Below are 21,527 nucleotides of genomic sequence, written 5' to 3' on the forward strand. Positions count from 1 at the left end.
AAAAGCCCCGAACCTAGGGCGATTGGTTCGGGGCTTCAGTGCTTCATGTTATTGTTATTATCTCTCTTCCATGTTGACTCATCCTAAGTCATAAACAGTAACGTATAAGACAGCGGGCTGACCTGTTCTTTTATTGATACCGTCTCAACACTGCATCCTTGCGTATCCTTGTGTTGATAAATGTATTATAGGACAATCAACTGAGCACGAATATAAGCTAAAGACCTTATTTGACGTAAGCATATGCTTACGTTATGAAAGCAAATTTTTCTTACCTTTTATCTCTACTATCAGTCAAAGCTACATTGTGCCTCTCTGTGCTCATCTGACATTTTCTTGCCTTCTTTTTTGCCCTCTTCAATCTTGCTGTCAGCCTCTTCAACATCCTCCGCTTCTGCAGTCGGTGCGTTTTCCTCTTGATGACGGGTTTCTTCTGGCTCGTATTGCAAAGTCGTCATCACTGGAAAATGATCTGACCCAATAGATGGCATACGTTTGATATCTACGACGGTAAAACAAGCGCTATGGAAAATATGATCCAATGCCCAACGCAGAAATGGATATTTGACATGAAAGGTGTTGATAAAGTGTCGACCAATACGAGGATCTAGTAGCCCCGAAATACGCTGAAAGCGGCGCGTGGTTTTTGACCATGCCACATCGTTGAGATCACCAGCCAATATCGCGGTTTGCTCATTTTCTTTGATGTGTTTGCCAACCATCAACAGCTCAGCATCACGCGTGGTAGATTTATCAGCCTCAGTTGGACTTGGAGGCATAGGATGCAAGCAGTATAGCCAAATCACTCGACCACCTTGCAAGCGTAACTGCGTATGAATAGAAGGTATGTCATCAATTATTAGGTACTTCACTTCAGGATCTATGAGCTCAAGCTTAGAGTACAGGTGCATACCGTATAGATTATCCAGCGGAACCTTCACCGTATATGGATAATCAGACTCAATTTGCTGTAAGGCTTTCTCCCATTTTTTATCAGTTTCAAGCGTAATTAAAATATCGGGCTGTCTATGCTTGACCAAATCAACCAATTTTTGTGTTTCATCATTGGGTGTTAACACATTTGAGACCATGATTTTTAATTGATGTACTTGCCCTTCTGGTTTGTCCTTTGCTTTTTGAACTTCTTTTTTCCATAGCTTGGTATACGGCAATACCATTCTTAACTGGAACGCTAACGTGATACTAAGCACTATAAATAACAACCATTGTCCCAGTTGCCACTCTGAGAAAAACATGATCATGCCAATCCAAGCAATAATGCCCAGTACCATTATCTGAATGCGTGGGAATTCGACGCCACGTACCCACCAATTATCCAGTGGCACCCAACCCCAGATCGTTACAAATGCGATGAATCCTGCGAGCCATTGTAAGCTGTAATATAATAGTGAGAGATCCATAGTATGTGATAACCGTTTATTGAGATGATAATGGGGCCAATAATGACATGTGCCATTCATTCCATGACAACGCACATCATTATCTTAACTGAACTGAGTTCTAACTGAACTGACGTCAAGTATTAATGCTAGAAGCTTACTTTAGCATTTCATAAGATTTTCGCCTATATATGAGTCGTGATTCTGCAACAACTGCCATAAAAATTTACAATACCTGCCCAATCAAAATAATAAGTATTTTATCGAGAGCCTTATTCTTTATAGGCAACCAAATATATTTTGCCAATACCTAAGCGCGACTCTAATAATAACGTAAAGTTATAGTACACATAGTTAATAGTGTATGGAAAACGAGTAAATAATAGCCAAAACGCCTTGCTTTTTTGTACCATTCACGGCATTGTTATCGGTTGGTGATGCAACAAATAATTGTAAATAGGACTGAATTTCATGAGTAATTTAACAGTAGGCTTGGTAGGCTGGCGCGGCATGGTAGGATCAGTATTGATTCAACGTATGCAAGAAGAAAATGACTTTAACGGTATTACGCCTGTCTTCTTTTCAACCAGTAATGCTGGTGGTGATGCGCCAAAATTCGACGGTATTAAAACTGGCCAACTAAAAGACGCTCATGATATTGAAGCACTCGCTGCCTGTGATGTGATTATTACTTGCCAAGGTGGTGATTATACGTCAAAAGTTCATCAACCACTACGTGATAGCGGCTGGACTGGCTATTGGGTTGATGCGGCAAGTACGCTACGCATGCGAGACGATAGCATCATCATTCTTGATCCAGTCAATCGCAGCGTCATTGATGACGCCCTAGCCAGTGGCAAAAAAGACTTTATCGGTGGTAACTGTACCGTATCGTTGATGCTGATGGCTATCGGCGAGCTGTTCAATAAGGGCTGGGTCGAATGGGTCAGCGCGATGACATATCAGGCGGCTAGTGGCTCTGGTGCCAATAACATGCGTGAGCTTATCTCAGGTATGGGTGTTTTGCATGACGCTGTACAAGATGAGCTGGCCAACCCTGCTAGCGCCATTCTTGATATTGATAAGAAAATTGCTCAGACACAGCGTTCAGCAGACTTCCCTACACAGTACTTTGGTGTGCCGCTTGCCGGTAGCTTGATTCCTTATATCGATGTACAGTTAGAAAATAAGCAGTCAAAAGAGGAATGGAAAGGCGGCGTTGAGACTAACAAAATTCTTGGTAATGACGAAGCTAGCACGATTCCTATCGATGGTATGTGTGTACGTGTCGGGGCAATGCGTTGCCATGCGCAAGGTCTAACCATCAAGCTCAAAAAAGATATCCCTCTAGAAGAGATTGAAGCCGCCCTAAAAAATAGCGGCAACGAGTGGTTAGACTTGGTCGAAGACGACAAAGAAGCCACTATGAATCGCTTAACGCCAGTCGCAGTGACTGGTACATTAACAGTTGCATTAGGCCGCTTACGTAAATTAAACATGGGCCCTGAATATCTAGGTGCCTTTACCGTTGGTGATCAGTTGTTATGGGGCGCAGCAGAACCATTGCGCCGTATGCTGAATATCATTCGTGAGCAAAACAACTAAATCGAATAACCAAAATATCAGATAAAAAAGACAGCACTTGCTGTCTTTTTTGTGCGGTCAATAACCTAAATGGCTAAGAACAATGACTATATACCCTAGTATCCTTGTATTACTTTTGCTCATACGCAATCATTACTTCGTTACGACGTAAAAATGGCAATGCCCATGGCTCATCGTAACGTGCCAATTCTGGCTCACCTGTAGGCGTTAAATTTTTGCTTTGCATCCAATTTCGCAGTTCTTATGTCCTTTTATCTACTTTATCACTTCCAGTAAATCCTGAGAATTTGATAATGTCATAATTTTGAGCTCGTACTTCGACGATTTCGACTTCTGGGTTATTTGGTTTTGGTGACGTCTCCATCGTATATTTACTGGGCATCGCGAATTGTACGCGCCACTTTCCGTCATCTTGCTGCATACTGACTGACTATATTGACAGAATGAATATCAATATCCAAAAAATCCCTAACAATGCTATAATTAGCGCCATTTTCATAGCTCATATATCGGTTAACATATGCAATTTGTCTTACATAAAACAGCCAGCGGTGCAACGCGTGCACGCCGCGGCACCGTTCATCTCAATCATGGCGACGTGCAGACGCCTGCCTTTATGCCTGTTGGGACTTATGGTACGGTCAAAGGTATGCTGCCACGTGATATCGAAGCCATTGGTGCTGATATCATTTTAGGCAACACTTTTCACCTCTGGTTACGCCCAGGCACGGAAGTGATTGATAAATTTGGCGGCTTGCATAAGTTCATGCATTGGGACAAGCCTATTTTGACGGATTCAGGCGGCTTCCAAGTATTCAGTCTGGGGGCCATGCGTAAAATTACCGAAGAAGGTGTTAACTTCAAATCGCCTATCGATGGTGCCAAAGTATTTCTTTCTCCTGAAAAATCCATGCAAATCCAATACAGCTTGAACTCAGACATTGTCATGCAGTTCGATGAATGTACGCCTTATCCAGCGACTCATGATGAAGCAAAGAAATCTCTAGAGCTATCACTACGCTGGGGACAACGCTGCGTTGATGAGCACAATAGACTGGGTAGCACCAACGCATTATTCGGTATCGTACAAGGCAGTATGTATCCCGATTTGCGCCAGCAATCACTCGAAGGTTTGCTAGATATCGGCTTTGATGGTTATGCTATCGGCGGTCTTTCAGTTGGTGAGCCAAAAGAAGAGATGATAGACGTCCTAGACTACCTGCCCGATGATATGCCAGCAGATAAGCCGCGCTATCTAATGGGCGTTGGTAAGCCTGAGGATTTAGTTGAAGGCGTACGCCGCGGTGTGGACATGTTCGATTGTGTGATGCCAACTCGTAACGCGCGTAATGGCCATTACTTTGTGACGGGCGATGCAGACAATGCTGGTGTGGTACGTATCCGTAATAGCCAGTATCGTAACGACGAAGGCCCATTAGATCCTGAATGTGACTGCTACACTTGCCAAAACTTTAGCCGTGCTTACTTATACCATCTTAATAAATGTAAAGAGATGTTGGGTGCTCAGCTAGCCACCATTCACAACTTACGCTATTACCAACGTTTGATGCAAGGGATCAGAGACGCCATTGAGCAAGATCAGTTTGATGAATTCGTTAGCGAATTTTATAATAAGCGTGGACAAACCATTCCTGAGTTAAACTTGCGTTAATCTATTTTAGTATTTATTGATATTATTAGACATAAAAAGGGCTTAAGATAATTCTTAAGCCCTTTTTATGTGTACTGCTTTTATCACTCAATGATTTACATGTCTAAATCATTGTAAATAACTATTAGCCCATCAGTGAGGTAACAAATACCACGATCACAGCGATTGGCGCGATGAATTTTGCAACAATTTGCCAAAGCTGCCATGTCGCATTAGATAAACCAAGCTCTTGCTGAATACTACGCTGATCCATTTTCCAACCAACAAATACGATAGCCGCAAGACCTGTTAGAGGTAACAGGAACTTACTGGTAATCTTGTCTAGGGCATCAAAGATACCGTTACCCATAATAGTAAATTCAGACCATAGGTTAAACGATAGCAATGCGGCAATGCCTAATAGCCAAATCACAGTACTGGCAACGATAGTCGATACGGTACGGCTCATCGACGTACGCTCTTCTAGTAGCTCAACCGTTGGCTCTAGTAATGAGATAGATGAGGTGACAGCTGCAAAGGTAATAAGCAAAAAGAACAATGCACCAATGATAATACCCGCACTCATGCTACCAAAAGCAATCGGTAAGCTGACGAAGATCAGACCAGGACCTGACGCAGGATCTAGACCGTTACTAAAGATAATTGGGAAAATGGCTAAACCAGCCGCCAAAGCGATAACCGTATCCAAAATAACAACGGTACGTGCAGTTTTTAGCAAGTTCACTTCACGGCCCAAATACGAACCATAAGCAACCATGATGCCCATACCAATCGATAGCGTGAAGAAGGCATGACCTAATGCTGCAAGCATAACGTCAGCCGTCAGCTTGCTCATGTCTGGCGTGAACAAATAAGCAACTGCCTCACCAAAACCGCCATTCATTATGTTATAACCAACGATAACGAAAAGGATCACACCCAATAGTGGCATCAAAATCTTGGCTGCTTTTTCGATACCACTCGTTACACCAATACCAACGATAACGGCCGTTAAAATCATGAATACAGTGTGCCAAATCGTCAATGTACCGGCTGATGCTAGCATCGCATCAAAGGTCGCAGCCACAGAATCACTATCTTGACCTGTAAAGCTGCCTGACGCCACTTTGGTGATATAGTTAAGTGCCCAACCACCGATCACACTATAGAAGGATAGAATTAAAAAGCCACCCAAAATACCAGTAGCACCAACGATGGTCCAGCTACGAGATTTACCTTCGCTAGCAGCCACATCCGCAAACGTGTTGACTGGGTTTTTTTGTCCACGGCGACCAATGAGCCATTCAGCAACTAATATTGGAAAACCGACTAGCGCGATACAGAATAAATAAGCGATAACGAAAGCTGAACCACCGCTCTCACCCACCATATATGGAAACTTCCATATATTTCCCAAACCTACTGCTGAACCTACTGCCGCTAACACGAAGCCAAAACTTGAGCTCCATTGCGCATGTTCTTGTTTATTGATAGCCATTTTTTGCGTCCTCGTACTTCAAATAACGCTACTGACAATCCTCCTTGATCATCATAAATAGTCACTACTACTATCAAACTATTTAGTAAACACTTCAATATGGAGTGTCCCGTAACATTAAGAAAGAATTGTTTACAATATCATAAACGCTCAGTTTCTGCTAAGCGACCAAAAAAGTCAAGCATTCATAAATATAAAAAGCCATAACAATTGGTTATGGCTTTTAGCAATATTATCTTTTATTAATAAAATTTAGGCAGATTAAAACTGTAAAAAACGACTATCTAGCCTAGCTTCTATCGTAGCTCAATATGCGTTTAACGCACCACCCCGCGACGACTTTTTTGTAGTGAATCAATCAACAATTGAACTTTTGGCTCTTGAGATAGTAGCTCACCTTGCAGAACCTCTAAAGCTTGCGCTGTCGTCAGACCCGATCTAAAAATAGTACGATACGCTTGGCGTAGGACATCAATGGTTTCTTTCGACCAATCTTTTCGGCGCATGCCTTCGATATTTAGACCATGAGCTTTTGCTGGATTACCAGACACCATCGTAAACGCTGCGACGTCTTTTAAAATCAAGCTGGCGCCGCCAACCAGACTATAGTCATCTACTGTACAAAACTGATGAATGCCTGAGTTACCACCGATGATTGTATGGCTGCCGATAGTCACGTGACCTGCAACACCAACATTATTTGCCAGCACATTATGATCGCCAATCACACAATCATGCGCCACATGAGTATTGACCATCAACAAGTTATGACTACCTATCTTGGTTAGCTCACTATCTTGTGCAGTACCGCGATGTAGGCTACAAGCTTCGCGAATCGTATTGTGATCGCCAATCTCAAGCCAAGTACGCTCACCTGCATACTTTAGATCCTGAGGATCCTCTCCAACACTCGCAAACTGATAGAATTGATTGTGTGCACCGATACGCGTTAACTTTGTGACAACGACATGCCTATGCAACACAGTATGTGGTCCAATTGACACTTCATCACCAATGATACAGTAGGGACCAATGATGGCAGTCTCATCAATCTGTGCAGATGGTGAGATGAGTGCTGTAGGGTGAATCTGACTCATGATGTGGGCCCTTGTATCATTTAATGCAAATAAATAGTCAGCCAAATACAGCCAGTTTGGCTTCATGAATGAGGCCAATATCCGCTGCTTTGTTAAATATCAATATAATAGCTCATTATAATTGTGAAGATCGATTCGATATAGCGCTTTATGAATGCTAACTTATTACAAACTTAGGCACTTTTACTGTCTTTGATTTTTTGCTGCTCTTGACGCGCAATCATGATTTGAGCACTCGCAGCAAGTTCGTCTTCGACATGCACCGTACAATCAAACTTATAAATACCGTGGCGCTGCATCACTGTCTTGGCACGAATGGTGAGTTGATCACCAGGAATGACTCGGCGCTTAAAACGCACTTTATCCACACCAGCAAACAAATACAGATAGCCATCTTTTGAAGTCAGACCTGCGGTAATGAACCCAAGTATGCCTGAAACCTGTGCCATTGCCTCTACCATCAATACCCCTGGCATGATTGGCTCGTCAGGAAAATGCCCATTAAAAAACTCTTCATTAATGGTCACATTTTTGATACCCGTAATGCACTCTCCTGGTGTACAAGCGACTACTCTATCGACCAACATAAAAGGGTAACGATGTGGTAAATAATGCTTAATCGTATGATACGTTAGTGGCAGGGTAAGACCTTGCTCAGCCAAGCTTTTGATGTCTTCATCAGTTGGGATATCTATATGGTCATTGCTCATAATGAGGCTTCCTTGCTATGTTTTGGATGTTTATTGTTTGTATGTGTTCGCATTAATCACGACCAAGCTGACGAAAGCGTACCGCTGCACGGCGCCAATTAGCAGTTGGCATAGCAGCAGTTCCAGAAGAGTAAGAACCAGCAGTTTTTATAGATTTGGTAACCATGGTCATACCTGATAAAACCACATCATCTGTAATTTCGATATGCCCTGTGATACCGACAGCACCGCCAATAATGCAGCGTTTACCTATCGTCGTACTACCGGCAATACCCGTTTGGGAGGCAATGGCAGTACCGTCACCAATACGTACGTTATGAGCAACTTGAACCAAATTATCAATGATAACATGATTGCCAATAACCGTATCATCAATGGCGCCGCGATCGACACAGGTGTGACTACCAATGCGTACATGATCACCAATAATCACACGGCCTAGCTGAGCGATCCGCTCCCAGCCTGAAACACTAGGGTTGTTGGTAGGAGCAAAGCCAAACCCTTCGGCACCAATGCTCGCACCCACATGCAATCTTGCATAATTGCCAATGACACAATCATGACCAATAACCACTTGCGATTTGATAACACTGTCAGTACCGATCTCAGAATGCGCCTCGATCACTACATGGGCATCAAGTGAGCTACGCGCTCCTATCTGCACATAGTCGCCAATGACACAAAAAGGACCAATATTAACCTCATCACCAATCACAGCGCTATCAGAGATCACAGCACTAGGATGGATTCCAGCAGATAGTGACTGATGGGCAAATAGTTGGCTGGCGCTGGCATAAGCTAGGTATGGGTCAGAGACAACCAACGCTAAGGCCGACTCAGGTACTTGGTCACGATACGCTTGGGTGACCAATACTGCACCTGCTTGGCTACCGGACAAACTAGAGATATAGTGAGGGTCTGCCAAAAAGCTTAGCTGCTTTTGGTCAGCAGTAGTTAAACTTCCAACACTGTTAAATGGGTGACGTAACTGCTCAGCACTAATATCAGCCTTATTGATAATGGGCTGGCGCTGCTCAATCCGAGTGATAAGTTGCTCAATCGTTATCATAATGACTATTAATAGACTATTGTTATATATAAAACGGTCGTCAAAATAACAATGTGTTTTGACGACCTACTGGAAACTAATGACATTCTAACTTACTTAGACAAATATTTGAGAACGATTAGATATATTTAGATAATATTAGCGATCTAGAATGTATTACCAATCTGGAACTGGACCTTTTCAGTTTCGTCGCCTTCTTTATCACCAAAAGGTACGGCATAACTGAGTGAAATTGGACCAATTGGTGTATACCATGTCACACCTGCACCTGCACTAAAGCGGAATTCGTTGTCTTGGGTCAATAGTGGTACACCTGTATCCTCACCAGTGCCAGGATTAACGAAGGTACGGTCTTCTTTGTCACTTGTATCGAATACCTGACCACCTTCAGCAAATAGTACTGGACGCACTTGATCTGCCCAATCGCCTTTAAACGGCATTGGTAGAATTAGCTCGGTACCAAAACTAACTAACGCATTACCACCAACCTCTTCTGTACTATACGTCTGATCAGCGGGATCGTTAATAGCATCATAATAAGCTTGTGACTTAGGTCCTAACGTTGAAGACTCATAACCACGTACTGAACCATAACCACCCGCGTAGAAGTTTTCATAGAATGGCAAATCATTACCATAGCCAAGTTTGGTATAACCGCGCGCGATCCAATCTTTATAAAGCGGATAATACACGTTGCCGCGATAAACGAGTTTCTGATAGCTAGAATCGCCAAGGCCAATGGTAGCATCAACAGTGTGGCTCATACCTTTAGTCGGAAACACTGGGCGATCTAGTGTGCTGTAGTCCCAGCCCAATAGTAAGTTGTAAGTCTGATAATCATTTTTAAAGCCAGTACGACCTTCGAAATCTCCAGTGAAGTCTTCAACAGTACCGCCGTCATCGATGATTTCTTGTGCGTTTGATATGCCGAGGAAACGACCACCACGTACTGTCGTGTTGTCGACATTTAGACCAGCACTGACACGCTTGGTCTCATCCACAGGATAGCTATAATTTAGCGTAGCACCGTAGGCATCAGTGACATAATTACTGACGTTTCTATCATCGTATTTGGTTTCGCGATAATAAGCACTCACCCCTTGTGAGACGCCATTTTCTGTAAAGTATGGATCGGTGTAACCCAAGCTATACGAATCACGTGTCTCTGAACGTGATAGTGCGGCTTTAACGCGGTTACCAGTGCCCATAAAGTTATTTTGGGTCAAATCCAACTGAAAAGTAACACCTCCGCTCTGCGAGTAACCTGCTGCAATCGTTGAACTACCAGAAGGTTGCTCTTCTACGGTATAGTTGACATCTACTTGATCTGGCTGATTGGGTACTGGTTTTACATCAACGTTAACAGCTTTAAAGAAACCGGTACGCATAAGACGTGTACGTGAAAGCTGGATTTTTTCGCTAGAGGCAAGAGACCCTTCCAGTTGACGCATCTCACGGCGCAATACTTCATCTTGAGTTTTTAGATTGCCTGTGAAGTTGATACGGCGAACATAAATAGGACGTGCAGGATCGATATAATAATCCACGTCAACCATTTTGGTGTCGTCATTAATGCGTGGTACAGGTCTAACTTGAGCTAAATAATACCCTTCGTTACCATAGCGTCTTTTGAGCGCAGCTGTGGTGTCATCCAGTTTGGCCTGTGAATATTTTTCATTAGGCGCAAAAGTCACCAACTCTTTTAGTTCGTCGTTATCAAAAGTAGGCTTACCTAAGAAATTGACGTCACCAAACTGATACTGCTCACCTTCACTCAAACTGACTTCGATGAACACACTACGTTTATCTTCACTAATATTGAGTACCGCGTTATCTACTGCGAAACGCACATAACCATCGTTTTGATACAATGCTTTTAAATTGTCTAAACTGGCGGCCAGTTTTTCTTGTGCATATCGATCAGATTTTGATAGCAGACGCGTCCATGATGATTCTTTTACCGCAAAGACATCTTTGATCTCTTCATCACTAAAGTGTTTGTTGCCAATCACATTAATATCAACAACTTTAGCAGGCTTACCTTCGATGAAGCGCACATCAAGTTTGACGCGGTTACCATCAAGTACCGTCTGATCTACTTCAATATTACTGTTGTAGTAACCTTGGCTGATATACTGCTGTTGCAGCTCATTAGCAACGCCTTGCAGGGTCGATTGCTTCAGTACATTACCGACAGACAGTCCAGCATTCCCAAGGCCTTGCTCAAGCCCTTCTTTGGGAATGAGCTTGTTACCTTCAAAATTCACTTCGGCAATGGTTGGACGTTCAATAACATCAAATCTGAGGTTACCACCTTCGACACGGCTTTGAATATCAGCAAAGTTTTCAGTGGCGTATAGTGCCTTGATACTGGCCGCCAAGCTACTGTCGTTGACCGTATCTCCTACCGTAATAGGTAGAACCGGATAGAGGCTATCAGGGGTTAGGCGTTGTAAGCCATTGAAACCGATGTCATTCACTACAAATTCTGCAGCCTGTACCGGCATACTCATCATCGCTACAACTAACGGCAACCCAGCCGCGCTCATAAATAAAGGCGTACGCATAAACACTATCCGTCAATAAAAAACTTGCTAAAGTTAAGTTAAAAAGCATATGTTGTCCAGCCCATTTGCACAAAGTCGCAACTCCATGCACGGCTGACTCAGAACACTTTATATAAAAAGAATCACAAAATAAACTAAAAATTACGATTAGTACAGAGGCTATGACACAAAGTATCTTGCGTATAATAGCAACAATCAAAGCGTAAGAGGCATTAAACCATTAGTATATCGTGCTTTATTGATTATATTACTCATTAACCGATCAAAACAGCCTACTGATGTCATTACCAATTGCTAACACCATGAAACCTGCCAGTAAGAGTAAACCGATATTTAACCCCACCATTTGCACCCTTTCAGAGAGCGGTTTACCGCGAATCAGTTCGATGAAATGATAAACGATATGACCACCATCTAATACTGGAATCGGTAAAAGATTTAATACCGCCAGACTTAAACTAATGAGCGCGGCAGTCGATAATACCATCTGCCAACTGATATCAAAGCTTTGCTTGGCAACTTTGGCAATGGTAATCGGACCTGACAAGTTATCCAGACCAATCATACCTGAGAGCATTTTTCCCATCGAGCTTACCGTCATCACAGCTAGCTGCTCAGTCTTCTCGAACGACTTGACCAATGACTCGCCAGGGCCATAAACCACGGTGGTTTTGTAGGCATCAGGAATAGCAATCTCAGTCTGATCAACCATGGCGCCAATTTGACCGTAATTATTACCCAAGTTGTCTTTTTTACCTTGCGGCATAATTTGCAATTGCACCGTTTTGTCATCACGCAATACGGTAAAATCAAGTAACACCTCGGGATTATCACGAATAATACGCGTGGCGCTAATCCAATCGTCAATGTTTTGATTATTGATGGCGGTAATACGATCGCCCACCTGTAGACCTTGACGGCTAGCCGCACCATCAGGCGCCAATTCACCGACAATCGGGGCAATCTGCGGCTGCCACGGTAACATACCAAAGCTGGTCAATGCATCTTTACCTTGCGCATCACCCTGCATAAATTGTGTGACTGGTGCTTGATAGGTTTTGATCGACTGATTGGTTTGGGCATCTGACTGTAGTGTGATACTCACATTGTCTGTCTCACCCATCCGTCCTGCAAGGCGATAATTGATGCCTTCCCACGTTTGTACATCGTGCCCATCAATCGCAATAATCTTATCACCGACAGGTAACTGCGCCATCGCAGCTGGGGTATCTGGCAGTACTTGCCCGATTTTGGTAGCCAACTGCTCAGAGGGCGTCATGAAAAGCACCCAAAAGAGCGCAATGGCAATGATGAAATTCATGATGGGGCCAGCGGCGACAATCGCAATCTTCTTGAGCGGATGCTGATAATTAAACGCAAGATGCTGTTCATCTTTTGCGACATTGCCTTCACGCTCATCAAGCATTTTGACATAGCCGCCGAGTGGCAATGCTGAGATACGATAATCGATGCCACTTTTTTTGCTGGTCCAACCAAATAGTTTAGGGCCAAAACCGATAGAGTATGTTAATACTTTGACGCCGCACATCCGTGCCACGATATAGTGCCCCCACTCATGTAAGGCAATGAGTGGACCTAAGACAAATATTGCCGCAAGAAGCGTTAATAAAAACGTCATGATCTTTTCTCAGTATTGTTGCTTAGCATCTTTTATCAACATCAACATCAACATCAACATCAACATCAACATCTTCACTGATATCGTTTATTAGTACCATTTTTTAACCAAGAGGCTATTTATGGCTAATGATTGCTACGATTATGCCAATTTTGCCACAAGCTTATCAGTAAGGTGACGCGCTATCTTGTCAATGGCTAATATATCTTCTATGTCAGCCGTTTCGTTTAATGGTGGCAGCTGTATATCGTTTAAGGCACGCTCATTGATATCAGCAATGTCAGTTAAACGAATTTGTCCATCTAAAAACGCTGCCACTGCAATTTCGTTGGCTGCATTTAGTACAATAGTCGCCTGCGTACCTGCTTGCATTGCTTGACGAGCAAGGCGTAGACAGGCAAATTTTTGCAGATCAGGCTCAATGAACTCCAAACAACTAAGTGCATATAAATCTAATGGCTCCGAACCGCTATCAATACGGCTAGGGTAACTGAGCGCATGGGCAATTGGAGTTTTCATATCTGGACTGCCAAGCTGTGCCAAAAAGCTACCATCGCTATATTCTACCATTGAGTGAATGATACTTTGTGGATGAATGACCACATTTATATTATTTTCAGGCAAATCAAACAAATGACAAGCCTCGATCAACTCAAGCCCTTTATTCATCATTGTGGCTGAGTCGACAGATATCTTCTGGCCCATTGACCAGTTAGGGTGCTTGACTGCCTCTGCGACAGTTGCTTGCTGCATCTGCTCAAAAGACTGCTGCAAAAATGGGCCACCTGAAGCCGTCAACCACAGTTTGCGTACACCATGATTTGGCTGATGAATTTGGGTGTTGTCTTGCTGAATAGCGAGTGGTAAGCACTGGAAAATAGCATTGTGCTCAGAGTCGAGGGGTAACAACGTAGCATTATGTGTTTTGACCGCATTGATCATGACCTGCCCTGCCATCACCAGCGCTTCTTTATTGGCGAGCAAAATACGCTTACCTGCGCGTGCTGCGGCTAAGGTAGAAGGCAGTCCTGCTGCGCCTACGATGGCAGCAACGACAGTATCAGTTTGTGAATCAGTGGCTATATCTACTAGACCTTCCTCGCCCCCTACTACATCACTATCAATCCCTGCTGCTTTAAGCTTTTTGGAAAAATCATCCACAGCGGCTTTTGGCACGCTGACGCGCTTAGGCAAAAACTGCTGACAAAGCGCAAATAGCTTATCTAAACGGTGGTAGCCTGACAATGCGTAAACTTCATAATGTTGCGGTTGCGCCGCTAATATTGCTAACGTGCTATCGCCAATCGAGCCTGTCGCGCCTAGTACGGCGATGCGTTGCGTCATAACCATTAATGCCTATGATATTTAATATTTAGAGAAGGAGAAAAGAGTAAATGAGGTTTAAAAAATATAAAGGATAATAAGACTATATAGTAACAAATAAGACCGTTGTAAAAGACTAACCAAAACGGTCACTTCGCTTACTTATCGCATCATAAAATCAGCTAAGTGACTTTGTCTTATACCACAATCAAAGTCTTATACCACAATCAAACCTAGCTGCTGTATCGCCCAAAAGCCAAGTGCAAATATCGGAGTTGCAGATAGCAATGAATCAATACGATCAAGTACACCACCATGTCCTGGTAAGATGGTACCAGAGTCTTTGACATCAGCACGGCGCTTGAGCATTGATTCAAAAAGATCACCAAGCACAGAAGCCAGAATCGTTAGCGCCGATAGTGCCACAAAGGCGACTAGCGATGCGCCTGTCAGTTGTAGCTTAAACACACTGATCGCAACGACTACCAGTAGACCTGTAATCAAACCACCGGCCAATCCTTCCATACTCTTATTGGGTGAGACATTGGGTGCCATTTTTCGGCGGCCAAGCTTACGACCAACAAAGTAAGCACCGCTATCAGCACACCAGACCAATAAAAACACATAAAGTAGCCACCATGCTGATAGCTGCCAAAGGTAAAAAATCGCAGTGATAGAGGCTGTCAAAATAACCACACCCAACAACGCTAGATGTTTTCCGTACCATTTTGTCTGTGTTGGGAATGCGCGCACCCAAGATAGTGCCGTCAGCCATATGACAAGCGAGGCCGTCCACCAAAATAACCAAGTCACCTTCAACATAAGCGATACGACAGTTATCACTAAAACTAATAGCACAAAGACAATAGGTTGACGCCACTTCGGCATCAACTTCGCCCACTCATGAGCTGCGATAATGACGCCAACGGCTAAAAGCGGTGCGAATAAAATAGGGGTTTGGCTCGCAAACATTGCAATACCAACGATAATAACGAGAACTATTGCCGTTCTAATTCGTTGCCACATACTTATCGAGCCTTATAATGATGAAGAAGGTACAGTCAAAAAAATGCATTATAACAGTTGATAGACCTGTGCCCATTAATAGCATTGACCCTCATTAAAACGGTTTATCATCTCGTAAGCAAGCGGTATTAGCGACCTAGAGAATACTGTCTGAATTTTTATGGCTACTATTGCATCAGCGACTATGCTGCTCTATCCCTACCTGCTCGCTGGTTTTACCAAAACGGCGTTGACGCTGTGCAAACTCAGCCATCATCGAAGCCAGCTCTTCTGGAACAAAATCTGGCCATAAAGTTGGCGTGAAAAACAACTCTGCATAGGCCGCTTGCCATAATAAAAAATTCGATATTCGATAATCACCACCAGTACGAACCAGCATGTCTACTGCTGGAGCGTCTGCCAGTTGTACTTGCTCACCGAGCATTTCTGCACTAATATCTTCAGCCCTCAACTCACCTGCCTGCACTTGTTGTGCCAGCTGTTTTGCTGCATGAGCAATATCCCATTGTCCACCGTAGCTAATCGCAATGACTAATGTCATGGCATCAAAGCTTGCAGTTTCTGCTTCGGCATCCGCCATTAACGCTTGTAATTCTTCACTAAGCTGACTGCGATCACCGATAAAACGTAAGCGAATACAGTATTTTTTCATACGCGGCATTTGCTCATCAATGGTCGATGCCAACAACTGCATTAATAGTGCAACTTCACTAGGTGGTCGCTGCCAATTTTCGCTAGAGAAAGCAAAAACAGTCAGTACTTCAATACCGGTCTCGACACAATATTCTACGATAGGGTCTAAAGCAGTTTTACCAGCTATGTGACCTTGACCTTTACCCAGGTTATTGGCTTTGCCATATCTGTTATTACCGTCCATGATAATCGCGATATGACGAGGAAGAATGTTAGGAGCCGTAACGGCTGAAGTGGACATAGGCAAACTTGCTTATTGTTAAGGTAAAATAATAATAACGTGTGCAGTGGCGATTAAAAGCGCCATGTAAATAATTCACAAATTTATCATAATTTAGCGATCAAAATTTTTATAGCTTACAATATATTTGAGAAATATCAGTAAACTGCACTCACATTAATAAATCATATTATCCATGTCATAACAAGCAGCCAATAACTACAAGGTATTGGCTGCTAAATTACAGATAATCTACCGAATTGATTCTTGCTATAAATACCAAATGGATCAGTATTAAACTTCCATCAAATCGCTTTCTTTTTTGCTGAGGCGGCTATCGATAGTTTCAATGTACTTGTCAGTGATTTTTTGGATGTCATCGTTAGCACGGCGCTCATCATCTTCTGAGATTTCTTTCTCTTTTGCTAGATCTTTGATGTCATTCATCATGTCACGGCGGATATTACGGATAGATACACGGCTGCTCTCTGCTTCTCCGCGAGCAAGTTTTTGCATATCGCGGCGGGTGTCTTCGGTCAACGCTGGCATGGGCACACGAATCACATCCGCTGTCATTGGGTTTAAGCCCAAATCTGCTTCGCGAATGGCTTTGTCTACTGCTTGTACCATCGTACGGTCAAACGGTTGAACCAATAACGTACGTGAGTCTTCAACGTTGACGCTGGCGACTTGGTTTAGGGGGGTTGGTGCACCGTAGTAGCTGACCATCACGCCTGACAACATACCTGGGTGTGCACGTCCAGTGCGAACTTTACTGAAAGTGTTCTCAAGCGCTTCCAACGTTTTTTGCATGCGTGCTTCGCCGTCTTGCTTAATCTCTTTAATCATTGTGTGTCCTTATTTATCGCTATCGACAAATTTTTTATTTGCTATTGGGATATTTGTTATTAGCTACTTTTTGTTATTAGCCACTCTCTGAAGTGACCGATCAACGCTACATCAATTCAGGGAATTAATTAATGAAAAACGCGTGTGCCTTCGTTTTCACCCATGATGACATTTAGCAATGCATTAGGTTTGGTCATATCAAACACTTGTAGCGGTACGTTATGCTCGCGGCATAGCGCGATAGCCGTCAAATCCATCACGCCAAGTTTCTGCTCTAACACTTCATCAAAGGTGAGCCCGTCGTATTTTTTGGCATCAGTATGGAGGCTTGGGTCTTTGTCATAAACGCCATCAACCTTAGTCGCTTTCAAAATCAAGCCGGCTTCAATCTCGATACCACGCAAACAAGCAGCCGTATCAGTGGTGAAGAATGGGTTGCCTGTTCCAGCAACAAAGATACACACTTCACCATTTTTGAGATAGCGAATCGCATTACGACTGCTATAGCTTTCGGTGACCTCACCAATTGGCAATGCAGACATCAAACGCGTTTTGATATTACGACGCTCAAGCGCATCACGCATCGCCAGACCATTCATGACAGTGGCTAGCATACCCATCTGATCACCCGTCACACGGCCAACCAAACCTTCTTTTTGTAATTGTGCGCCGCGATATAAGTTGCCACCGCCAACCACGATACCAACCTGAACACCTAGTCCACGCAAATGAGCGATAGACAGGCTCATTTTATCGAGCACTTCGGTATCAATACCCATGTCTTTGCTACCAGCCAAGGCTTCACCAGAGAGTTTTAGCAAGATACGGGCGTAACGCGGGTTTTTGTCAGACATGAGGTCACCTTATTATCATGAAATTATAAAGAAAATTATGGGTAAAACACAAATCAGGTTTGCCCGTAACGCTGCACTTAAAGACAAGCGTATTAAACAGGCTAAATTGCGCTAATTGTAGCAAAAACTGCCCGCTATTGGGCAATTTTCACTCGTATATCTTGTCGAACACTTAACCTTGATAACTGGCAAATAGATCATATTCGCTGGCATCATCAATCGTCACGGTCAGGAACTGCCCAACTTTGACTTGAGCAGTAATGTCATCAACATAGACATGCCCGTCAATTTCAGGCGCATCAGCATAACTGCGGCAAATAGCGATATTCTCATCACTATCAATCTCATCAACCAATACCATTAAGGTTTTGCCGACTTTTTCTTGTAGTTTTTGCGCTGAGATCTCTTGTTGCAGCGCCATCAAACGCTCGTAGCGAGATTGCTTGACGTCTTCAGGCACATGGCTTGGCAAATCATTGGCGACAGCACCTTCTACTTCTGAATACGTAAATGCCCCCACGCGGTCAAGTCGCGCCTCGACCAGCCAATCAAGCAAGCACTGAAAATCTTCTTCAGTCTCGCCTGGGAAGCCAACTACGAAAGTTGAGCGAATCACGATATCAGGGCAGATATCACGCCATGCTTTGATACGAGCCAAGGTATTTTCGCTGTGCGCAGGGCGTTTCATTGCTTTTAGAATACGATGACTGGCATGCTGAAACGGAATATCGAGATAAGGCAGCAGTTTCTTTTCGCCCATCAGCTCGACGACTTTGTCTACATGTGGGTATGGATAAACATAATGCAGACGCACCCAAATGCCTAGATCATTCAAGGCTTGGCATAAATCATAAAACTTAGACTTGAGCGGCATGCCATTCCAAAAGCTGGTCTTATATTTGAGGTCCAGCCCATAGGCTGAGGTGTCTTGCGAGATGATAAGCAACTCTTTCACGCCCGCTTTTTTGAGCGCCATGGCTTCGTTCATGACATTATCAATCGGGCGCGACACGAGATCACCGCGCAAACTTGGGATAATACAGAACGTACAGCGGTGGTTACAGCCTTCTGAGATTTTTAGATACGCATAATGACTGGGCGTCAGTTTGACCCCCGCTTCATTGATCAAGTCTATTTTTGGGTCGTAATTGGCATCCAAGCTGCGATTTGGCTTTGGCACGTGCTGTGCAACGGCTGTAATCACTTCATCATAGGCATGCGCGCCTGTCACTGCGAGTACAGCGGGATGCATCTCACGGATTTTTTCCGCTTCTTTGCCCAGACAGCCTGTGACAATTACTTTGCCGTTTTGACTAATGGCCTCGCCAATCGCATCAAGTGATTCTTGCACCGCTGACTCAATAAAGCCGCAGGTGTTGACCACGACCAAATCTGCACCGTCATAGTCGCTTGCGACTTGATAACCGTCACGGCTCAGCTCAGTGATAATACGCTCACTATCCACCAAGGCTTTTGGGCAACCTAGTGACACAAATCCAATCTTTGGCGCTATAGTCACTGGCATCGTGGCAGTTGCATTAGCCGTCGAGACTGAAGTAGCGTGGCTGCTTTGAGTAATGCTGCGATTTTGATTGTGGTTGGCTTTATGATGATAAGGCTGGTCAGCATGTGTTTGACTGACATCTGTCTGACTCTGCTCTTGCGGTATTGATGGCTTTGCAGGATTAAAGATAGTGGCAGTGTCTTTTACGGCTGACGTAGGGGCTGTCATTGTCGTGTTCACTGACTCGGTAGAAGTTTTGGACATGGCTGACCTTGCTAGAGATAAATTGGCTGAGCGCATTGTACGTTTTTTTTGCAAAAATCACCAGTTTTGCCGCTCTATAGTCTTGATTTATGGTTAAATATTGATTCAAACCTCCTATTTTTCTGGGCACTATCCATGACTGCTGATTTTATCACCACCAAAACCACCCCTGATTTAGCATTCGTATCACAGCATCTATTCACCGCTATTTTGTGGGTCAATGATCAGTTATCGATAACCCGTTTAAATGCTCAAGCGGAGCAATTACTGGCTATTAGTAGTGGGAGGTTAATCAACCAGTCTATCTTGACGCTATTGGCACCCGATGAATTAAAACTAAAAGAAAATGCTTCTATCGACAATGTCAGTGATGATAGTGAAAACAAACCTCTGGATGAACCCCTCTATTCTTTGACAGAGCGGTTCAATCAAGCACAAAACTACCAACAGCCTTTCATTGACCATGATCACGTCATCCAGACGCCTTTGAATGGCAACCTACTACTTTCGGTCGATTATAGCGTGACACCTGTTATCTACGAGCAGCAGTCGTATTTTATTATCGAGATGTGGGGCAAGGATCGCCAAAGTCGCATCTCAGAAGAGCAGCGCCAGCAGCAGCAATATGCGGTTGCTCGTCACATGCTACGGTCGGTCGCGCATGAAATCAAAAACCCACTTGCGGGCATTCGGGGTGCAGCGCAGTTATTGCAAAGGCAGTTTATTAAATTCAGTGATGCGAATACGACGGCGGCTAACAGTCACTCTCACGCGCTCAGCATCTCACAGGACACTAGCGCTGGCACAAACGATGATTTGCAAAAAATGAATCAAAAGCTGCGTAACTATACCGACATTATCATCTCAGAAACTGACCGTTTGACGCACCTGATTGCTCAGCTGCTTGGCTCAAATCAGCTGCCAAACTGGCAAACGCTGAATGTCCATGAACCACTAGAGCATGTTTTGACCTTGGTAGTCAGTCAATACCCACAAGTGACGATACAGAGGGATTATGATTTGTCATTGCCTGAGTTGTGTGCTGACAAAGACCAATTGATTCAGGTATTTTTAAATATTATGAATAATGCATGTGAGTCTATGACTGAGTTTGAGCAAACGCTACAGCAGAACAAACTCTCTGCGTCTAAGGAGTTACCATTGACCGACGTACAGACCGATACAGAGACTGCTTATCAGCCAACCTTGCACATTCAAACGCGCGTTGCCTTTCAGCATACGATTGTCGGGCAGCAGCACAAGCAAGTGCTGCAAATCACTATCACTGATAATGGTTCGGGCATTGATCCGGCACTTATCGGACAAATATTTTTTCCGATGGTGACCAGCCGTGCAGCAGGTACTGGCCTTGGCTTATCTATCGTACAAGATATTATCAGCCATCATCATGGTATGATTGATGTGAGCTCTACAGAGGAGGCGAACGGCAAGCAAACACGCTTTACACTATATCTGCCTTTTACCCAGCCCGTCACTGAATCATAGAACACACGGCGGCATAAAACTGTTAAATTGTAAGACATCCAATCCCAAACCG

The 21,527-nt window shown here is 43.7% G+C and carries 16 protein-coding genes and 1 pseudogene; 3 read left to right on the forward strand and 14 right to left on the reverse strand.

Going from position 1 to position 21,527, the window contains the following annotated elements; translation table 11 throughout:
- Positions 1–290 precede the first annotated feature (290 nt).
- Positions 291–1,421, reverse strand: a complete 1,131-nt coding sequence (locus PSBA01_RS01325; protein WP_186474829.1) for an endonuclease/exonuclease/phosphatase family protein — start codon at positions 1,419–1,421, stop codon at positions 291–293.
- A 450-nt stretch (positions 1,422–1,871) separates the two neighbouring features.
- On the opposite strand from PSBA01_RS01325, the gene asd reads away from it, so the two are divergent.
- Positions 1,872–3,005: an aspartate-semialdehyde dehydrogenase gene (gene asd, locus PSBA01_RS01330; RefSeq protein ID WP_186474830.1), complete on the forward strand. Its 1,134-nt coding sequence runs from the start codon at positions 1,872–1,874 to the stop codon at positions 3,003–3,005.
- A 109-nt stretch (positions 3,006–3,114) separates the two neighbouring features.
- Here asd and PSBA01_RS01335 read toward each other — a convergent pair.
- Positions 3,115–3,426 (reverse strand): annotated as a pseudogene (locus PSBA01_RS01335) (SOUL family heme-binding protein).
- A 99-nt stretch (positions 3,427–3,525) separates the two neighbouring features.
- On the opposite strand from PSBA01_RS01335, the gene tgt reads away from it, so the two are divergent.
- Complete coding sequence (tgt, locus tag PSBA01_RS01340; RefSeq protein ID WP_058023663.1) at positions 3,526–4,677, forward strand: tRNA guanosine(34) transglycosylase Tgt; 1,152 nt, start codon at positions 3,526–3,528, stop codon at positions 4,675–4,677.
- A gap of 124 nt (positions 4,678–4,801) precedes the next feature.
- Here the strand turns inward: tgt and PSBA01_RS01345 are convergent, their stop codons facing one another.
- The 12 genes from PSBA01_RS01345 to rimO form a co-directional block, all read right to left on the reverse strand.
- A complete protein-coding gene (locus tag PSBA01_RS01345; RefSeq protein ID WP_071003465.1) occupies positions 4,802–6,154 on the reverse strand; it encodes a sodium-dependent transporter in 1,353 nt (450 codons plus the stop codon).
- 317 nt (positions 6,155–6,471) lie between these two features.
- Positions 6,472–7,251 (reverse strand): acyl-ACP--UDP-N-acetylglucosamine O-acyltransferase, encoded by a 780-nt coding sequence (gene lpxA, locus PSBA01_RS01350; protein ID WP_071003795.1) that lies wholly within the window; start codon positions 7,249–7,251, stop codon positions 6,472–6,474.
- Between the two features lie 173 nt (positions 7,252–7,424).
- A complete protein-coding gene (gene fabZ, locus PSBA01_RS01355) occupies positions 7,425–7,961 on the reverse strand; it encodes a 3-hydroxyacyl-ACP dehydratase FabZ (RefSeq protein WP_186474831.1) in 537 nt (178 codons plus the stop codon).
- A 52-nt stretch (positions 7,962–8,013) separates the two neighbouring features.
- Complete coding sequence (gene lpxD / locus PSBA01_RS01360) at positions 8,014–9,030, reverse strand: UDP-3-O-(3-hydroxymyristoyl)glucosamine N-acyltransferase (protein ID WP_186474832.1); 1,017 nt, start codon at positions 9,028–9,030, stop codon at positions 8,014–8,016.
- 146 nt (positions 9,031–9,176) lie between these two features.
- A complete protein-coding gene (gene bamA / locus PSBA01_RS01365) occupies positions 9,177–11,597 on the reverse strand; it encodes an outer membrane protein assembly factor BamA (RefSeq protein ID WP_186474833.1) in 2,421 nt (806 codons plus the stop codon).
- Between the two features lie 262 nt (positions 11,598–11,859).
- Positions 11,860–13,236 (reverse strand): RIP metalloprotease RseP, encoded by a 1,377-nt coding sequence (gene rseP / locus PSBA01_RS01370; RefSeq protein WP_186474834.1) that lies wholly within the window; start codon positions 13,234–13,236, stop codon positions 11,860–11,862.
- A gap of 141 nt (positions 13,237–13,377) precedes the next feature.
- The gene (gene ispC / locus PSBA01_RS01375; RefSeq protein WP_186474835.1) at positions 13,378–14,586 is read right to left on the reverse strand and encodes a 1-deoxy-D-xylulose-5-phosphate reductoisomerase; all 1,209 of its coding nucleotides are present in this window, start codon (positions 14,584–14,586) and stop codon (positions 13,378–13,380) included.
- Positions 14,587–14,775: 189 nt separating this feature from the next.
- On the reverse strand, positions 14,776–15,585 hold the full coding sequence (locus PSBA01_RS01380) for a phosphatidate cytidylyltransferase (RefSeq protein ID WP_186474836.1): 810 nt from the start codon (positions 15,583–15,585) through the stop codon (positions 14,776–14,778).
- A gap of 175 nt (positions 15,586–15,760) precedes the next feature.
- A complete protein-coding gene (gene uppS / locus PSBA01_RS01385; protein WP_071003453.1) occupies positions 15,761–16,519 on the reverse strand; it encodes a polyprenyl diphosphate synthase in 759 nt (252 codons plus the stop codon).
- A gap of 273 nt (positions 16,520–16,792) precedes the next feature.
- Entirely contained in the window at positions 16,793–17,347 is a 555-nt protein-coding gene (gene frr, locus PSBA01_RS01390) for a ribosome recycling factor (protein WP_186474837.1), read from the reverse strand.
- Positions 17,348–17,475: 128 nt separating this feature from the next.
- Positions 17,476–18,201 (reverse strand): UMP kinase, encoded by a 726-nt coding sequence (gene pyrH, locus PSBA01_RS01395; RefSeq protein WP_071003450.1) that lies wholly within the window; start codon positions 18,199–18,201, stop codon positions 17,476–17,478.
- Between the two features lie 172 nt (positions 18,202–18,373).
- Positions 18,374–19,969 carry a 30S ribosomal protein S12 methylthiotransferase RimO gene (rimO, locus tag PSBA01_RS01400; protein ID WP_186474838.1) on the reverse strand — a complete coding sequence of 532 codons (1,596 nt, stop codon included), beginning with the start codon at positions 19,967–19,969 and terminating at the stop codon, positions 18,374–18,376.
- A 135-nt stretch (positions 19,970–20,104) separates the two neighbouring features.
- Here rimO and PSBA01_RS01405 point away from each other — a divergent pair, with 135 nt between their 5' ends.
- Entirely contained in the window at positions 20,105–21,475 is a 1,371-nt protein-coding gene (locus PSBA01_RS01405) for a two-component system sensor histidine kinase NtrB (protein WP_186474839.1), read from the forward strand.
- Positions 21,476–21,527: the final 52 nt, after the last annotated feature.

Source organism: Psychrobacter sp. KCTC 72983 (assembly GCF_014280455.1).
Taxonomy (GTDB): domain Bacteria; phylum Pseudomonadota; class Gammaproteobacteria; order Pseudomonadales; family Moraxellaceae; genus Psychrobacter; species Psychrobacter pacificensis.